A 17740-nucleotide genomic window follows, 5' to 3' on the forward strand; every position below is an offset into this window, starting at 1 on the left:
TATACAATTTTTCCCATGGCTTCCCGCACCACGGCCTCCGGCACGTCATTCCTGCCGGTGACAGTGCCAATGCCGCCATCCATCAAAATCCACTTTACCTTGCCGCCTACAGTCTTTTTGTCGTGGAAAATATCCTCATACAGCTGGTCAACGGTACAGCCTTCTGCCCTGATTGGCAGATGCAGGGCCTCAATCAGCCTGATGACGCGCTCCACGGAAGAGCTGTCTATCATGCCCAGGGACTGGCTGATATGTGCCGCGCACACCATGCCGATACCTACAGCCTCACCGTGGTTATACCGGGTGTAGCCGGTATTTTTCTCAATGGCATGTGCCGCAGTGTGACCGAAGTTCAGAATCGCCCGCAGTCCCAGCTCCTTCTCATCCTGACTTACCACCTCTGCCTTGATTTCACAGGAACGCGCCGTCATGTGCATGGCCGCCTCATTATCAAGGGACAGCACCGGCTCCGGATTATCCTCAAGATATCTAAAAAAATCATTATCGTAAATAATACCGTATTTGATAATCTCGCCCAGCCCCGTGTAAATCTCCCGCTTTGGCAGGGTTTTCAGCGTATTTAAATCCATGAATACCGCCTTTGGCTGGTAAAAGGCGCCTATCAGGTTCTTGCCCAGCCGATGATTTACCGCTACCTTGCCACCCACGCTGGAATCAACCTGCGCCAAAAGGCTGGTAGGCACCTGCACAAAAGGCACGCCACGCATATAGGCGGCCGCCACAAAGCCTGCCAGATCACCGACAACACCGCCGCCCAGGGCAAAAATCGGAGATTTCCTGTCCATCCCCAGCTCAATGCATCTTGTGAACAGCTCTTCCGCCACAGCCAGCGATTTGGAGCTTTCACCTGCCGGAATCTCGTATATCTCCGCCTCAAGGCCGCCCTGCTGCAGCAGCCGCAGCAGCCATTTGCCATACAGAGGGCCCACATTGGTATCCGTAATCACCAGCCCCCTGCCGGAAAAACCGCCCTGCTCGCAAAAGCCTGCTATCTCCTGTTCCAGACCATTGCCTATATAAATATTGTAACTATCCTTCCCCAGCTCTACAGGTACTATACGCATGCAACAACCATCTTTCTATTCAAAAACTACACTCACTCCGACGGCACCGCCAAATACAGCGTCCGCACAGACTGCCCGGCCAGCCTATTCTATCAGGCCGAGATTCCTCATGACGTTTTCCACCTTGTCCGTATCCACAGGCTTGGACGCATAGGCATCACACCCCTGACGGAAGGCCTCATCCACATAGCCTACATCTGCCAGCGCAGTCATCATGATAATCTTCAGATGCTCCTCCTCCGGCACATTCTGCTGTTTTTCCAGCTGACGGATAACCTTCAGCACCTTCAGTCCGTCTACCTTCGGCATCATGATATCAAGGCACAGCAAATCATAGCGGTTCTTATTCTTGATGGAATCCATATACAGGTCAACTGCTTCCATGCCGTCAACAGCCACATCCACCTCGCCGTAGGCCTGCATGAACTTCTGCAAAAAATTGCGGCTAATGCGGTCATCCTCTGCAATCAAAATTTTCATTGTTTCCCCCTCCTAGCTATTCAGCTTATCCTCACAATATTTCAGTAAATCAAGAATATCGTCATCAGGCGGCTTATCGTCATTCTCATCACCATCTGCTGCCGCCTGCAGCGTTTTCGGCCACATATCTCCTGCCTCATGCTCCTCGTCAGGCTTCCTCCTTCGTTCCCAGTAAGGATTTACAAACACGGACTGATCCTTCAGCTCCGTATCAGCCTTATCCGCCAGCACGAGTGGTATCGAGAAGGTAAACCTGCTGCCTGCCCCCGGCTTTGATACCACATGTATCTCGCCATCCATAGCCGTTACCAGCTCCTTGACAATCATCAGCCCCAGGCCCGTGCCGCCAAAGCGCCTCGTCGTGGAGCCATCCACCTGGCTGAAAGGCTTGAACAGCTTTTCCTGTGCCTCCGTGGTCATGCCGATGCCGGTATCCTCCACGTAAAACTCCAGCAGGCTCTTGATGCCCCGCTTAAACGTCCTGGACCCCAGCATAATTGAGCCCTTGGCTGTAAATTTCAGGGCATTGTTCAAAAGGTTATGCAGTATCTGCCGAAGCCTCAGCGGATCCCCCTGAATAAACTGCGGCAGGTTGCTGCAGTCAGGATAGACGAATTCCAATCCCTTTCCCGCCGCCACCTGGCCGTGCAGGGCGCTGACGCGCTTCAAAAGCACATGCAGATCCAAATCTATCTTTTCAATTACCATCTTGCCACTTTCCAGCTTGGCATAGTCAAGAATGTCATTGATTATTTTCAGCAAATCCTCGGAACACTGCTTTGCCGCCTGCAGGTTTGAGCGCTGCTCTTCGTTGAGCGGCGAACGCAGCGTCAGATTTATCATGCCTGTCATGCCGTTTATCGGCGTCCTGATTTCATGGCTCATATTAGCCAGAAACTGCGTCTTGGTATTGTTGGCGGCCTCCGCCATGCGGCGTGCCTCAGTCAGCTCCTTCTCCCTCTGTTTACGCTTTGAAATATCTATCATTGTGAGCACAATCTGCTTCTCATTTTCCTTCCAGACCTGCGTCAGGAAGAACTGCAGCCAGATAGGCTCTTCTGTAACCCTCGAAATCACCGCTGCCACAAACTCGGCCGAAAATCCATCATCCAGCACGGCCGCCTCAATATTGTTGCGGATAATGCAGAACTTGCACTTGTCGCTCCTGCCGCAGCCGTAAGGCATGCAGTTTACGCATTTAAACACATCACCCAGCTGCTGACCCAGGGCATCATTGTAGGTTCCCCCCAGCGTTTCCAGCGCCGCCTCATTGACCTCTACAATCTCGCCGCGGATGCCAAGGCTGCAGATGCCAATCTTTGCCGCCTCGAACACGGAACGCATATAATACTGGTCGCTTTCCATCTTGCGTGCCAGTCCGTGCAGGCGGGTTATATCCCTGAACACGGAGGTACTGCCGATGATGCTGCCCTCCCTGTTATAGCGCGGCGAACAGGTCGCAGACAGGTATACAGGCAGCTCGCCGTGCATAATCCCGATATTTTTGCTCAGGCCCACCGTCCTGTTTTCCCGGATGGCCTTTGCCACCGGGCAAAAATACCGCTCCTTCGTCTCCAGGTTAATCAGCCTGCAGATGTCTGCAAACAAAATCTCCGTTTCCGGTTCATACCTGCACTCAAATATCTGTTCCGCAGCTTTGTTCATGTAGGTAACAACACCCTGTACATTGGTCAGAACAAAGCCATCCCCCAGCCCTCCAAGTACACTTTCCAAATCTCCATACGAAAAGGGCGTTCCTGTATCTACATGCATTACTAACGCCTCCCCTGATATCTGGCCACGTTGGTAATCATGCTGGCCATCCCCGACAAAGGCAGCTGCTGTACAACAGCCCCTCTCTCGTAGGCAGCCCGCGGCATACCATACACTACACAGCTGGCCTCATCCTGCCCCAGGGTGACAGAGCCTGCCTCCCGCATTTTCAGAAGCCCCCTCGCTCCGTCCTCACCCATGCCTGTCAGGATTACCCCCATCGCCCTGTCGCCTATCCTTTCGGCAACAGAGTTAAAAAGCACATCCACAGATGGGCAATGCCCGTTCACCTTCGGGCCGTAGTTCACGTCCAGCTGCATCATGTCGCCAAATCTCTTTACCATCATCTGCTTGTCACCCGGTGCCACATACGCACAGTTATCTTCCAGCTTGTCCCCGTTTTCCGCTTCCTTGACGGAAATATGGCATTCATTGTTCAGCCTGTCTGCAAACAGCTTGGAAAACATAGGTGGTATATGCTGAACAATCACAATCGGCGGCAGGGGTGGCTGAAGTGCCTTCAAAATCGCTGACAGCGCCTCCGTGCCGCCTGTGGATGCCCCGATTGCTATCAGCTGTACTGTCTTGCCGGGCACGGGCACCTTTATCTGGCTCATGGGCACAGAGCGGGGCGGTTCCCTGTCCTCACCGCGCAGGGCCGACATCTGCTTCATGCTGTCCACAATCCTGTTCATGTTGGCAGTCATGGCGTCCTTGTAGGAACTGCCCGGCGCATCCTTTCCTGCCCGGCCTGCATACCCGCCGCTCAGGGCGGATACGGTACTGGCCGCATCCGTAGTGGAAGCAACCGTCGCCGCTGCCGCCGTTATGGCCTCCCTGACGGATACCCTCCCGGCAGGCGAAGGCGGACGCCCGGACATCAGCTCATAGGAAGCCCGCGGCTTTGGCGGATCAGCGTCAGCCTGCCTGACCAGCTCCTCCACCCTTGCCAGCTGAGCTTCTTCCGCTTCGGCAGCCCGGCCGGCTTCTGCCGCCATCCTCCTGCCATGCTCACGAGCCAGTCCTATTTCCTCGGCCATATCATCCATATAACCGCTGCTGCTCAAGGTACTGGAGGGCTTTTCCAAGAAGGAAAAAGCCCCTGCCTCCAAGGCCAGGTTTTTGTACGCCGGCCTTGAGCTGGACACGATGGTGGGCAGATTGTACTGCACAATCAGCCTGCGCAGAAATTCAATGCCGTTCATGTTCGGCATCTCCACATCCAGAATCATCACATCCGGATCAAAGGACAAAATCCTGTCCCTGGCAGCAAAGGCATCACCAGCCTTTTCAATAACACTGCCACCGGGCAGCCGGTTCTTTAATCCCCGTGCCAGAACCTCCCGAAAAAACATTGAATCATCAACTATTAAAACTTTCACTGGTTCCATATCAGGATCACTTCTTTCGATAAACGGACGGCATCACATATTCAAATGGTGCCGACTGCCTGTCAATTACTTCGGAGTGGCCCACAAACAAAAAGCCTCCCGGCTCTAAAAAGTCATAAAACTTCCGTACCAGCGCATCCCTGGTAGGAGTATCAAAATATATCATCACATTGCGGCAGAAAATCACATGAAACGGCCTTCTAAAAGGGAAAACAGGCGTCATCAGGTTAAACTTGCGATAGAGAACCTTCTGCTTGAGCCTGTCAGAAACCTGATATGTACCATCAGAAAGGCGGTGAAAAAACTCTGCCTGCCACTGGGCAGGCAGGGTACGCACGGATTCCCCCGCATAAATTCCGGCCCTGGCCACATCGAGAATGTCCTGGGACAAATCCGTAGCCAGCAGGGTGGTTTCCCATTCAGGCCCCCGCAGGGCAAAAAAATCCGCCATAATCATGGCCAGCGTATAGGACTCTTCACCGCTGGAACAGGCGGCACACCAGGTACGCACATCGCCGTCCCTGATGCTGCTCTCCAGATAAGGCAGAACCTGCTTGCCAAAGAAATCAAAATGATCAGCTTCCCGCATAAAAAACGTATGATGAGTGGTAATGGCCTCGGAAAGCAGCGTCAGGGCCTTCCCTGACGCATCCTCCAGCACATACTCCAGAAATTCCCGCTCATCTCCAAAGCCAGGCTGCCCGGCCCTGTCGTTGAGCAGCTTGAACAAACGCGACTCCAGCAGCGCTTTTTTTTCTAATGGCAGCTGTATGCCAAAATGCTGCTGAACCAGCTGGGCATACTGCTGGAATAAAGATTCCTGCATAAAGTCCTCTCCCTCATTCTCCCGGGCGGCTTATACTGCCTGACACACCATAAGCCGCCCTGTCAACACATAGGGCTGCATATCTGCACAGCCTCTCTCCCTGCAATCTGTCAGCTTCAGTATTTGCCAAAGCCTTCCTCGTCAGTCAGGGCAATGGTCTTTGGCTTAACGCCAGGTGCGGCAGGCTTCACTGCGCCCCCCTGCATTCTCTGTGCGCTCCCTGCCTGTGCCTCGGCACGGACAGCAGGCGCCTTGGCAGACGGCTGATAGAAGCTGCTGCCGCTATGCCCCAGCTTGAACCTGCCTACGCTGGCCTTCATGTTGTCAGCCTGCGTGCTGAGGTGCTGGCTGGCAGTAGCGGCTTCCTCGGATGTGGAGGAATTGGACTGCACGACCTGGGATACCTGCTGAACGCCCTGATTAATCTGCTCAAGGGCCAGCTTCTGCTCATTGGATGCCTTGGCAATGCTGGCTACAATATCAGCCACCGCAGCCACATCTCCCACGATTTCGTTCAAGGCCTCTGCCGTCTTGTGGGCGATGCCACGGCCTGCCTCCACCTTCTCCATGGAGCCCTCAATCATATCGGTAGTTTCCTTGGCAGCCTTGGCGCTGCGGGCGGCCAGATTGCGCACCTCTTCCGCCACTACGGCAAAGCCCTTGCCGTGCTGTCCGGCACGGGCAGCCTCCACGGCCGCATTCAGGGCCAGGATATTGGTCTGGAAGGCAATTTCATCAATGACCTTGATAATCTTGGAAATATTGACGGAGGATACGTTGATTTCCTCCATAGCGGACAGCATTTCCTGCATTTCCTGATTGCCAATCTCCGCCCTGTTTCTGGTGCCTACAGTCAGCTCGTTGGCCTTTTCCGCATTCTGGGCATTGCTGGCTGTCTGGGAGGCAATCTGGGAAATGGAAGCCGACAGCTGCTGTACGGAAGCCGCCTGCTCGGAAGCGCCCTGGGACAGGGCTACGCTGGCATCAGATACATTCTGCGCACCGGCAGCCACCTGATCCGCCTCATGGTTAATCTCCACCATGACCTCCCGGACACGCTGGCGCATAATCTCAAAGCTGGCCGCAGCATCTCCCAGCTCGTCACCGGTGCTGGTAACCACCTCGGTTGCCAGATCGCCGTCAGCAATCCTGTCAGCAGACTCGCTGAGCTGCATAAGGCGCTTCTTTACATCGCTGTTAAAGAGGATTCCGGCCGCAGACGAGCAGAGAATCATCAGCAGGGCCACCACCATGATAGCGGTAACATCGCTGTCCAGCTCCTCGCTGATGGCCAGATCACGCTTCTGGGCCGAGGCATAACCCATATCGGCAATTTCATGCAGCTTTTCGGCAATAACTTCGTCACTCTTTACATATTCGGCAACCACGGCTGTCCTGGCCCCGGCCTCCAGAGCCTGGGGAGTTGACTGCTGCTTGAGATAGCCGGCCGAACTCTGGCGGAAATTGTTGTATGCAGTGGTCAGGGCCGCAATCTCAGTCTTGGCCCGGTCGCTTTTGGCTGTCTGCTGCAATACCTTGAGGCACTCATCTGCCTCTGCCAGATTCTTCTCCATAGCGGCAGTGTATTCCTGCTTCTTGGCAGAATCCTCACTGCGCAGAGCCAGCAGCATGTTGGCCCTGGCATGCTGGAAATGCATGCCCATCTCGTATGCATTCGCACTGGCATGCACATCATTTGCCATGATATCCCGGTAGGTTTCATCAGTATCCCTTGATACCGTAATCCCATGATAGGCAACGCCGATAATCAAAAGCTCCATGATGACCATAAAAATCATCAGCTTCGTACCGATTTTCATATTCTTGAATAACATCATATCTACACCTCTATCTCAAAATGCCGGACAATTACTCCATCCATACCCTATTCGGATTTATTTTCCCCTGATGCACTATCGCCGGCATTCTTTGCAGAATCCTCCCCGGCAGCACTGCCCATCAGCTCCTGATCGTCCTCCGAAAACAGCTTTTCCCAGTCCAGAAGCAGCACAACGCTGGACTCCAGCTTGCCAATCCCCCTGATGTACTTGTTCTGGGAAGCCTTCAAATCAGGCGGCGGCACTACGTTTTTCTCCGCAATATCCAGCACCTCGGAAACACCATCCACAATCAGGCCGATGAGCACGCCGTTTATTTCCACTACGATCACGCAGGTCCTGTCAGTGTATTCGCGGTACTCACGCCTGAACCTCAGACGCATATCCACCACCGGAATAATCTTGCCACGCAGGTTGATGATGCCCCGTACATAGTCCGGCACCTCCGGCACGGTGGTAATCTTCTGGATGCCTATAATCTCAATAACCACCCTGATATCAATGCCATAAACCTCATCTCCCAGGGAAAAGGTCAGGTACTTGTCCTTCTGGGTGTCCTCCTCTTCCATGAGATTCTTCTCTTCCTCCACGTCAATCCCTCCCATTACGAATAAATCATATTATGCAGCATCTGCGGGTCCAATATCAGGCTGATACTGCCATCCCCCAAAAGCGTACAGCCGCTGATGCCTGTTGTATTCATCAACCTGCTGATGTACTGCGGCACAGGCTTGACCACAATCTCCTGCACCCCCAGAAGCCTGTCCGCCAGCACGCCGAAGGTCTTTTCCCCCGCCTCTAAAAGCAGGACAATCCCCTCTGACGGCTCCGTAACGGCCTCATCAATCCTGTACATGTCATACAGGCGCACCACAGGGCAGCACCTGCCCTGCACCATAATCATCTCCTGACCATCAGGATCCTTGAAAATCTGCCCTTCCTCCGGACGGAAGGAGCGGCTGATGCTGGTAATCGGAATCGTAAAGCTGGAACCGCCCACACTGACGGACATGCCGTCAATAATCGCCAGCGTCAGCGGAATCCTGATGGTGGTCGTGCTGCCCATGCCCGGGTCGCTGTCCACGATTACATTGCCGCCCAGGGTCTTGATGTTGGATACCACCACATCCATACCCACGCCGCGGCCGGAAAACTCCGTTACCTTTTCCTTGGTGGAAAAGCCCGGCGCGAAGATGAAGGAATAAATCTCCCTGTCCGTATACTCCGCTTCCGGCTTGGCCAGAAGGCCGTTCCTTCTGGCTCTTTCCATGATTTTTTCCTTATTCAGCCCGCCGCCGTCATCCTTGATTTTGATGACAACTTCACCGCCGGCATTCTCCGCCGACAGGGTGACTGTGCCCATCTCCGCCTTTCCGGCATCCAGCCGCACCTCCGGCATCTCGATGCCGTGGTCAATGGAGTTCCTGACAATGTGCATCAGCGGGTCAGAAATATGCTCGTTAATGTTCTTGTCCACCTCGGTGTCCTCACCTACCAGCACCAGGCGCGCCTTCTTGCCCAGCTTCTTGGTCATGTCGCGGACAATTCTGTTCATCTTCTTGAAGGTGCCCTCCAGCGGAACCATGCGGAGCGCCATCACGCTGTCCTGCAGCTCCCCGTTAATCTTGTGCAGCTGCCGGGCCGCCTTCTGGAAATTGTCCAGCTCCATGCCCGCCAGATCGGGATTCTGGGTAACCATGGCCTCGGCAATCACCAGCTCGCCCACCAGATCCATCAGCTTGTCCAGCTTGTCCACCCGGACGCTGATCATCTGGGCGCCCTCCCCGTGGTGTACAGGCGTCCTGCTGCCGGAAGCGGCAGGCGGTGGCGGCGCCACAGGCTCCGGCCGCGGAGACTCCGGCGGCAGCTCCGGCTTTATCGGTTCCGTGTTTTCCATGGCGTTAATCGCCACCGTTTCAGGTGTCGGCCAGTATTCGCACTCCGCCGTGCTGGCCAGCTCCTTCAGCTCCAGCTTTTCCATGAAGATGGTCTGGTCCAGCTCCTTCTTCACCTCGTCGTAATTCATCTTGGCGGTGAAGAAAATGCGGAAGCCCAGCGATCTGATGGTATCTACAGCCGTATCGTCCTCCAGAATCTTCTCCGGCAGGTTGTGAATCTCAATCACCTTTTCCTTGAGGTTGTTCAATACGCCAAAGGCACGAACCTCCTCCATCTCACAGCCTTCCTGGAAAAAGATGGTAGCGGCAAAGACGTGGACACCGTCCTCCCTGCCGCCCTCGCCTGCGGCCGCCTCGGCGGCTGCAGGGGCCTTGGCAGCTCCGATGTAATACTGCTTCGGTTTTTCCTTCTTGGCGGCATTGGCATTCTTGGCCTTGCGCAAATCTATATCAGGGTCATCGCCGTTGGCTATCTTCATTTCACGGAGGAAATTCTTCGTGTACTCCCTCAGCTCCTGGCTGCTCATATCAGGCTGTCCGCCGCCGTCCAGCTTGTCCATTTCAATGCGGATAAAATCCACCGCATTCAGCACGATATCCGTAATGGCCGTCGTATCCACCTTCTGCGGGTGAAGCTCCCTGATATAGTAAAAAATGTCCTCTACCGAGTGTGCCAGGGTCGACACCTCATCGAACATCATCATGGCCGCGGAGCCTTTTATCGTATGCATGGCGCGGAAAATTTCATTTACGTCGTCGACGCTGAAGCCGCCGCTTTCCTCACTGCCCAGGGCAATCTGCTCCAGCTGCTCCAGAAACTGACGCGTTTCGTAAATGAATACTTCTACCATAGGTTCTGCCACACAATCATCCCCAATCCTAAAAAATTAATAATATCCCACTTGTTCATTATACATCAAAAATCCATGCCGTTGTAGTACCTCTTGCCCAAAATAATACATTGCCACTGTATAATTTCAATATATACCAGAAAATTCCTTCTTTTTGAGCAAAAAATTTTATTTTCCTGTTTCTATCCGCAGGGAACTGCCGGTGCGGGTCTTTGTTACCTGAATCTGCTGCGGCACCGCCTCTATCAGCTCCTCCCTGTGGCTGATAATCGCCACCAGCTTGCTGCTGTCCGACAGCTTCAGCAGAATCTCCATGGCCCGTTCAATGGATTTTCTGTCCAACGTGCCAAAACCTTCATCAATGAACAGCGCATCCATGCAGATTCCCCCCAGCTCGGAAGACACCTTGTCCGAAAGCCCCAGCGCCAGGCTGAGGGAAGCCTTGAAGCTCTCTCCCCCGGAAAGGCTTCTGACCGGGCGGCGTTTGCCCGTATAATTGTCCAGAACTTCCAAATCAAGGTAGGTATGGCTCTTATTGCCCAGCTCCTTCTCCTGACGGTACAGCTCGTACTGGCCGTCGCTCATAGGCCCCAGGCGCCTGTTGGCCGCCCTGATGATGCTGTCAAAACCGGCCGCCTGAACATACTGCTCCAGCGTCAGCTTGCCGTTGCCGGTCTGGCCGCTGACCAGATTGTAAAGCCGCCCCAGAATGGCCGCTTCGTGCTTCGCCTTGTCAAAGTCCGCCTGCTGTCCTGCTATCTTCTCCCGGCGGCTGAGATTGTTTTCCCTGCGGCGGCTGATGCGGCCTTGTTCCTGCTGGCATTTTTCCTGCCGTGCCTTGTTCTCCTGCAATCTTATCTGCAGGCCCTGCCTGTACTCCGCCAGCTCGGCCTCACTGCGGCCGCCGCTGCCCGTCAGCTGTCCCAGAAGCTGCAGCTGGCCTTCCCTGTCAGCTATGGCTGTTCCGATGCTTTCCCGCTCCTTCTGCAAAAGCTGCCTTTTCCGGCGCAGTTCGTCCATCTCCCTGCCGCCTGCCGCGGCCAGCTCCCTTTCAACCCGGCGCAGCATCCTGACCATTTCCTGCAGTCCATCTGCCTTTTTCTGCTTGCCGGCCAGAATGCCTGCCAGCCGTCCCTGCTGGAGCTGTATCAGCTCGTAGAGCTGCCGCAGTCCGGCCTTGTCCGGAACCTCCATGGCAAAAGCCTCGCCTCTGGCAACAGCCTCCAGCCAGATACCGCTCTGCAGGCATTCCAGCATATAGCCTCCTATCTGCTCATCCAGTACGGCCAGCTCCGCGCTGGCCGCCGCTGCCGCTGATGCCGCCGCCTCCCTGGCCTCCGCCGCTTTCTTTTCCTTCTGCTGCAGCGTCTTTACCTCCGCCTCCGTGACGGCCTTCTCCGGCAGTCCGGCCGGGCTGGGATGGCTTACAGAGCCGCACACAGGACAGGGACGCCCCTCCTGAAGCCCCAGGGCCAGGATTCCCGCCCTGTTCCTCTCCAGGCACATTTCCCCTTCCTGCCGCGCCCCTGACGCGGCGGCGTGGGCTACCTGCGCTTCCACCAGTCCTGCCTGCAATCCGCCCAGCTTCTTTTTCACCCTGCCATATCTGGGTATCTGCTGCTTCTGCAAATTATCAAGCCTTTCCAGCAGTTCTCCCAGCGAACTGATCTCCTGCTGGCAGACAGCCAGCTGCTCAGGAGCCTCCTTCAGCTTTTCCTGCTCCCCCTGCAGCTGCCCCAGCTTTTCCTGCAGGCTCTTTTCCGCCTCCGTCAGCTCCTGCTCCTGCCTTTCGTATCCCTTCAGCCGTTCCTGAAGCTCTGCCAGCTGTTTTTGCAGCCCCACATGCTTTTTGATGTTGTGTTCATGATTTTCTGCCAGGGCAAAATCCTTCTGGAGCTCCTGCCCCGACTGCTGCAGCTTTTCCATCTGTTCCTGCAGGCTCCGCAGGGCGGGCTCATCTTCCGCCGCTGCCCTGTCCAGCAGGGACAGCATTTCCTCCACGCCGCAGATGCCGCCACTGCCTGCAAGCCTTGCTTGCAGCTGTTCCAGCTCCCCTGCCAGGGGACTTTCCGGCTCTGCCTCCGCTTCACAAAAATACTGAATCATGCTTCTTTCCAGCACATCCACAGCCTTGGCCGCCCTGTTCCTCTTCTCACGCAGCTGCAGCTCCATGGACTTGTAGCCCTCGGTCATGAAGATGTGGCGCAGGATGCCGGTACGTTCCTCCGTCCTGGCATTCAGCAGTCCCCAGAATTCCCCCTGGGCGATCATAGCCAGCTGCTTGAACTGCTTTTCATCCACATGCAGAAGCTCCCTGACAGCCTGATTGACGGCCTTTATCCCCTCAATAGGTGCATCGTCGCCGGGGTACAGCACCGCCTTCTCCTTTTCCTGCCTGAAACCGCTGCCCCGCTTCAAAGGGCGCATATACGAAGGCTGGCGGTAAATCCGATATTCCCTGCCCTGATGGGAAAAATAAAAATCCACATAGCTTTCCGTGCCCGGCCCGGCATACTCGCTGCGCAGGCTGTCCGTGCCGCGGTAGCTGCCGCTGACTGCATCAAAAAGAGCGAAGCAGATGGCATCAAAAATCATGGTCTTGCCGGCACCTGTCTCCCCCGCAATCAGAATCGGCCTGTTCAGCTCAAATTCCTGAAAATTTATTTCCGGCATCCTGTCCCCATAGGGTCCGATGCCGCTGATTATCAGCTTAATCGGCTTCATCCGTCACACCTGCCTTTGCACCAATCTCCTTCAGCACTGCCATTTCCTCGTCACTAATCTCCTGCCCGTAGACCAGCCGGTAAAAATCCCCTGCCAGCTCTTCAAAGGAGCGAAGCTCCGACGCCGGAAGGATATCCTCCCGCTCCAGGGCCAGCGTGCGGGAATTCCTGTAATCCAGCTTTACAGTATGGGGATAATAGCTCTGAATAATCCCCATGGCGTTATCCCGCGGCTCCTCATCCGTCAGCGTCACATAGATATAGTCATCAGTATCCTGCAGATTTTCCCTGTCCAGAAGCTGTTCCAGCCTGCCGGTCAGATGGCGCAGCTCCCGCCTTGGCTTCAACGGAAGCAGCTCCACCTCAGCACTGCCGTCACTGCCTATAGTAACCAGCGGCATGCTTTTGGCATCATGGCATTCCCCCAGGGAATATTTCAGCGGCGAGCCTGCATAGCGCACGGTTTTCCTGCCTGCCTGCTGGGGCCTGTGAATATGGCCCAGCGCCACATAGGAAAATGCGTCAAAATTATCCGCCCCTATCTGCTCCACCAGCCCCACATTCTGCACGGCGGCGCTTTCGGAACCGGCCAGCTCCGGCACTAGCCCGCCGCCCGCCACAAACTGATGGGCAACCAGCACGTTGCAGGCATCCGGCTCAATCCCCCCGTGGCGCAGAATCACCTTCACAGCCTGATCATAGCTCTCGATTTTCTCCTCCGGGAAAAAGTGCTTTACCTGGGAGGCCTTGACAAAGGGCAGAAGATAAAAATTCACCCCGTCAATACACCTGTGGTACAGTTCTCCCTGATACCTGGCAGCAATAAAGATGCCCCTGGCCTCAAAAAATCTGCTGCCAAAGTTCAACCGCTCATCCGAATCATGATTGCCGCTGATCATAAAAACCTTCACAGCCAGCTCCGACAGGCTGCTCAAAAAATAATCCAGCAGGCGCACCGCCCCCTCACTGGGAACCGGCCTGTCATAAATATCCCCCGCCAGCAGCACCGCATCCACCTGGTGCTCCCTGACCGCGCCCAGTATTTCATCCAGTATATATCTCTGGTCAGCCAGAATGTCAAAATCCCCCAGCGACCTGCCAATGTGCAAATCACCCAAATGCAGCAGCTTCATCCAGCCTCACTCCCTTCCAAACGCAAAAAAAGCAGCACAGGCAGTACCATAGCAGGTAATGCCCATGCTGCCTATACCATTATATACCCTATCTGTCCAAACCAGCAAGACGGCTTCTGGCCGCCTTGGCCCGCCTGATCTGCTTAATAAAGGCCTCCTTGATATCCTCAATCAGCTTTGCCATCTGGCTGTCCGTGCCGGAAAAAGGCACAAAGCCGCCGGCCATCACCTGATGGCCGCCCCCGTCGCCGAACCCCCGCAGGGCCTTGGCCGTAATCGCGCCTGCATTCAGGCCGCTGCTGCACCTGACGGACAGCTTCAAGCCCAGCGCCTTGCGGGAATACACCACGGAAAAAGTCACCTTGACGATGCTCAGGATGAAATCAGAAACGGATGCCACCAGCGCCTCAGGGCAGTTCTCCCCGGCGAAGGCAAAGGCCGTATCCCCCTCATACATCTCAATGCTCTCTATGGCCTTGGCATAAGCCCCCAAATCCTCAAAGTCCAGCTCGGAATTCTCCAGATAATAGATGGTATCACCATCACAGAAGGCAAACAGTCTGGAAAGCATGTCCAGATCCAGCTGGCTTACCCCCCTTGACAGCTTGGCCGTATCGCTGCGTATGCCAAAGGTCAGCACCAGCGCCGTCCTTTCATCCATGGGAATATCATTCTCAAAAAAATAGCTGGCGATAATGGCGGCACAGGAGCCCACCTCCGGACGAATGTCCGCAAAGCGGTACTCTGCCTGAAAAAAGGTCGGATGATGGTCTATGCTGGCGATTTCCACACCTTTTATATCCTCCACATTAGAATTAAACTTCTGGGAGTCAACCAGAATAACCTCATCATCCTCACGCAGTACATCATTAATGTCCACCAGCTTGCTAAAGCTGATGCCCAGTTTTTCCATGATGTAGTTTGTGTTGAACCGCTCAATCCTGCCCTGATAGCACACCGTCGCCTCCACGCCGCAATATTTCAAAAGCTGCTGCAGCCCGTAAGCAGACGCTATGGCATCCGGGTCGGGAAAATCGTGGGTCTGAATATATACATGTTCATGAGTTATAGCCTTTAAAAGACCACCCAGCCGTTCATTCATTCTCTTACCTCCTCGTGTAGCGAGCCCTGCAGTCAGGATATGCCCCCCGCCTGCAAAACCATCGACAATATATAGTATAGTCTACTTTTCGCTTTACTGCACTAAAATTTTTTCCGAATTCTAAAAATGTTTTCAAAAACCGATATATTTGCTATAATAGCACTGTATTAGGAATATTTTATGAAGGAATGTGATTTTAATGATACCTGAGAAATTTATGCAGATTGGCGCGATGATTATGCAGAATCCGGAAATGCTCCAGAAGCTTGCCGCCGCCAAAAGTCCACAGGAGGCCTATGAGATTGCCAAGCCTGCCCTGGCCGGCATGAGCCTGGAGGAATTTCTGGCCGCCGCGGCCACACTGGCACCGATGATTCCTGCCAACCTGACTGACGAGCAGCTCGACGCCATGCCTGCCGGCGGCATCATCCGCGCTTTTAAGGGCTGGGTAAAGGATCTGCCACCTATCCAGTAATACCGGTGCACAGCCAAAACGCATCCAAAAAGCTGCGGCACATCAGCACCGCACCAAAAAGGGACTGTCCCCGTGAGATAGCCTGCTATCAGGCCGCCGGCCTGAAAACAGCTGAACTCTCACGCAAGGGGACAGTCCCTTTTTCCTTTTTCTATTTTTGCTTTCCGCCTGTCCTGCTTCCGAAGCACTCAGTAGAACAGCTTCAATGCCTTGGGGATGGTCCTGATTTGGAGCGGCAGTCTCGGCCCCAGCTCTCCGTCCAGATCGCTGACCAGCTCCGTATCACAGGACACCTCAAAGCTGGCGGCCTGACGATAGACAACCTCCTTGCGGCCTGATACATCCTTGCCGGCCAAAAGCTCCGCCGTCAGCGTCATCAGCTCCCCGATGCCGCACTGCTTCACCAGCAGCAGATCCAGCTTGCCATCCTGCACGCTGGCCTGCTTGGCCGCATTCTTGAAGCTGGCCACCACGCTGCTGTTGACAACCAGGAACAGAAACGCCTTCTCGCGTATTTCCTCATCCTCCGTCCTGATAACCATATCCAGTGCCTTGAACTGGGGCAGGGTTTTCAGGCCCTGCACATAATAAGCCAGCTTGCCAAAGGTATTCTTCAGCTTGACATCAACCTCATGGGCGATGGAGGTAACCATTCCGGCACTGGCCACGTTGATAAAATACTCATCACCGACCTTGCCCAGGTCCACCTCCATAATCTTCCCTGCAGCTATCCTGTCAAAATAATCCTCCGTATCCAGACGCAGATAGGTGGCAAAATCGTTGGAAGTGCCACTGCCGATGATGCCCACAGGCAAATCCAGCCCCTCATGCATGACCAGATTCACCACCTCGTGAACAGTGCCGTCGCCACCTGCCGCGATTATCCCCTCCGGCGCCGCCTGACGGATGAACTCTGCCAGATTCTCGTTTTCCGGAGTGGTGCGATAGGGAATCACCATACAGCCGCGCCGCTGCAGCTTGCCAATAATATTGTCCAGGCTGCGCTTGAACTTCGCCTTGCCGGACACCGGATTGTATACAAGCACAATTTTTTTCATAATGTCAGGCCGCCTCCTTGTCCGCAGAAGCCTTGAATACGCCAATACGGCGCAAGGCCCTGATACTATACGCACCAATCATCGGAATCCGGACAATATCCTCCTCCAGCATGCCCCCGATAAGCAGCAGCACAGCCAGATAAACCACACAGCCAACAGGAACGGCAGCAAAGGTGGAAAATACGTTGCTGCCCCACCAGCCCATGGTAAAGTCATAGAAGAAATAAACGGAAACCGCCATGACAGCCGCGGCCGCAACCGTCTTGATAAACTGCGGCAGCTCAATCCGATAGCCAATATAGCGGTGAATAAAGTACATATTGATGACAGCGGCCACGCCCATGTCAGCCGCCGTAGCCCAGGCCGCGCCCATGATGCCAAGTGATGGCTGGGCAGTCAGCACCCAGTTCAGCACTACCTTGAAAAAGGCCGCAACGATCATGTTAATCATAGGGATGGAAGGATGTCCCAGTCCCTGCAGTACCGCCGTGGAAACCTGATGCAGCCCCAAAAGCACGATGCTGAAGGAGGACACCAGCACAGCCGGCCCCGCTCCCGGCGCATTGTAAATCAGGGTGGAAATCGGCGTAGCCAGCACAAACACAATCACGAAGGCCGGAAAGCACACAAAGTTGGAAATGCGCACGCCGGAGGCAGTCTGGCTGAATACCAGCTTGTCATCCTTTAGCGCCCTCGCCTTGGAAATGGCCGGTACCAGGCTGACAGCCAGCGAGGCGGTCAGGATGGTGGCCAGATTCACCAGCGGCACCGCCATGCCCGTCAGATAGCCGAACAGCTCCGTTGCTTCATTGACACTGTAGCCGGCAACCTCCAGCCGCTGTGGCACGATAGCCAGATCCAGATTGGATACCACCGGCAGCATGATACTGGCGGCAGACACAGGCAGAGAGAGAGCGAAGATACGCTTGATAATCTTCCAGGTAGAGGAACGCTCCGCGTCCGGCAGAGGCTTTATATCCCTGCCGTACTCGCTCCTGATGTCCTTTTCCAGCCTCCAGTGAAAATACACCAGCACAAGAAGACCCGCCACTGCACCGGCAAAGGCGCCCAGGCTGGCACCTGCCGCCGCAAAATCCAGTCCCCAGG

The 17740-nt window shown here is 54.9% G+C and carries 14 protein-coding genes; 1 reads left to right on the plus strand and 13 read right to left on the minus strand.

Annotated features, from left to right (window positions below; genetic code table 11):
- The 11 genes from aroB to ACI3UA_RS03505 all read right to left on the minus strand — a co-directional run.
- A partial coding sequence (gene aroB, locus ACI3UA_RS03455) for a 3-dehydroquinate synthase (protein ID WP_439723434.1) occupies window positions 1-1085 on the minus strand: 1085 nt, incomplete at its 3' end.
- An 84-nt stretch (window positions 1086-1169) separates the two neighbouring features.
- Window positions 1170-1565, minus strand: a complete 396-nt coding sequence (locus ACI3UA_RS03460; RefSeq protein ID WP_439723436.1) for a response regulator — start codon at window positions 1563-1565, stop codon at window positions 1170-1172.
- 12 nt (window positions 1566-1577) lie between these two features.
- Complete coding sequence (locus ACI3UA_RS03465) at window positions 1578-3338, minus strand: PAS domain-containing sensor histidine kinase (protein WP_439723437.1); 1761 nt, start codon at window positions 3336-3338, stop codon at window positions 1578-1580.
- A 2-nt stretch (window positions 3339-3340) separates the two neighbouring features.
- Window positions 3341-4729 (minus strand): chemotaxis-specific protein-glutamate methyltransferase CheB, encoded by a 1389-nt coding sequence (gene cheB, locus ACI3UA_RS03470; RefSeq protein WP_439723438.1) that lies wholly within the window; start codon window positions 4727-4729, stop codon window positions 3341-3343.
- Window positions 4730-4736: 7 nt separating this feature from the next.
- Window positions 4737-5555: a CheR family methyltransferase gene (locus ACI3UA_RS03475; protein ID WP_439723439.1), complete on the minus strand. Its 819-nt coding sequence runs from the start codon at window positions 5553-5555 to the stop codon at window positions 4737-4739.
- A 116-nt stretch (window positions 5556-5671) separates the two neighbouring features.
- Window positions 5672-7393: a methyl-accepting chemotaxis protein gene (locus tag ACI3UA_RS03480; RefSeq protein WP_439723440.1), complete on the minus strand. Its 1722-nt coding sequence runs from the start codon at window positions 7391-7393 to the stop codon at window positions 5672-5674.
- 47 nt (window positions 7394-7440) lie between these two features.
- Complete coding sequence (locus tag ACI3UA_RS03485; RefSeq protein WP_439723441.1) at window positions 7441-7983, minus strand: chemotaxis protein CheW; 543 nt, start codon at window positions 7981-7983, stop codon at window positions 7441-7443.
- A 14-nt stretch (window positions 7984-7997) separates the two neighbouring features.
- Window positions 7998-10154, minus strand: a complete 2157-nt coding sequence (locus ACI3UA_RS03490) for a chemotaxis protein CheW (protein ID WP_439723442.1) — start codon at window positions 10152-10154, stop codon at window positions 7998-8000.
- A 156-nt stretch (window positions 10155-10310) separates the two neighbouring features.
- Complete coding sequence (locus ACI3UA_RS03495) at window positions 10311-12866, minus strand: AAA family ATPase (protein ID WP_439723443.1); 2556 nt, start codon at window positions 12864-12866, stop codon at window positions 10311-10313.
- The gene (locus ACI3UA_RS03500) at window positions 12853-13998 is read right to left on the minus strand and encodes an exonuclease SbcCD subunit D (RefSeq protein ID WP_439723444.1); all 1146 of its coding nucleotides are present in this window, start codon (window positions 13996-13998) and stop codon (window positions 12853-12855) included. The genes ACI3UA_RS03495 and ACI3UA_RS03500 overlap by 14 nt, the downstream gene beginning before the upstream one ends.
- Window positions 13999-14086: 88 nt before the next feature.
- Complete coding sequence (locus ACI3UA_RS03505; RefSeq protein WP_439723445.1) at window positions 14087-15100, minus strand: DHH family phosphoesterase; 1014 nt, start codon at window positions 15098-15100, stop codon at window positions 14087-14089.
- 199 nt (window positions 15101-15299) lie between these two features.
- On the opposite strand from ACI3UA_RS03505, the gene ACI3UA_RS03510 reads away from it, so the two are divergent.
- A complete protein-coding gene (locus tag ACI3UA_RS03510; RefSeq protein ID WP_439723446.1) occupies window positions 15300-15575 on the plus strand; it encodes a hypothetical protein in 276 nt (91 codons plus the stop codon).
- A gap of 188 nt (window positions 15576-15763) precedes the next feature.
- Here ACI3UA_RS03510 and ACI3UA_RS03515 read toward each other — a convergent pair whose 3' ends face one another.
- Window positions 15764-16633, minus strand: coding sequence for a diacylglycerol/lipid kinase family protein (locus ACI3UA_RS03515; protein WP_439723447.1), 870 nt, complete (start codon window positions 16631-16633; stop codon window positions 15764-15766).
- A 4-nt stretch (window positions 16634-16637) separates the two neighbouring features.
- On the minus strand, window positions 16638-17740 hold a 1103-nt coding region (locus ACI3UA_RS03520), incomplete at its 5' end, for a putative polysaccharide biosynthesis protein (protein ID WP_439723448.1).

The organism is Anaerovibrio sp., from assembly GCF_051866355.1.
Classification (GTDB): domain Bacteria; phylum Bacillota; class Negativicutes; order Selenomonadales; family Selenomonadaceae; genus Anaerovibrio.

Bases quoted from the DNA above. Each gene is read 5' to 3' on its own strand.
- ACI3UA_RS03460 (WP_439723436.1), bottom strand. From the start codon at position 1,565: ATGAAAATTTTGATTGCAGAGGATGACCGCATTAGCCGCAATTTTTTG.
- ACI3UA_RS03515 (WP_439723447.1), bottom strand. From the start codon at position 16,633: ATGAAAAAAATTGTGCTTGTATACAATCCGGTGTCCGGCAAGGCGAAG.
- cheB (WP_439723438.1), bottom strand. From the start codon at position 4,729: ATGGAACCAGTGAAAGTTTTAATAGTTGATGATTCAATGTTTTTTCGG.
- ACI3UA_RS03510 (WP_439723446.1), top strand. From the start codon at position 15,300: ATGATACCTGAGAAATTTATGCAGATTGGCGCGATGATTATGCAGAAT.
- ACI3UA_RS03475 (WP_439723439.1), bottom strand. From the start codon at position 5,555: ATGCAGGAATCTTTATTCCAGCAGTATGCCCAGCTGGTTCAGCAGCAT.
- ACI3UA_RS03495 (WP_439723443.1), bottom strand. From the start codon at position 12,866: ATGAAGCCGATTAAGCTGATAATCAGCGGCATCGGACCCTATGGGGAC.
- ACI3UA_RS03465 (WP_439723437.1), bottom strand. From the start codon at position 3,338: ATGCATGTAGATACAGGAACGCCCTTTTCGTATGGAGATTTGGAAAGT.
- ACI3UA_RS03505 (WP_439723445.1), bottom strand. From the start codon at position 15,100: ATGAATGAACGGCTGGGTGGTCTTTTAAAGGCTATAACTCATGAACAT.
- ACI3UA_RS03500 (WP_439723444.1), bottom strand. From the start codon at position 13,998: ATGAAGCTGCTGCATTTGGGTGATTTGCACATTGGCAGGTCGCTGGGG.
- ACI3UA_RS03480 (WP_439723440.1), bottom strand. From the start codon at position 7,393: ATGATGTTATTCAAGAATATGAAAATCGGTACGAAGCTGATGATTTTT.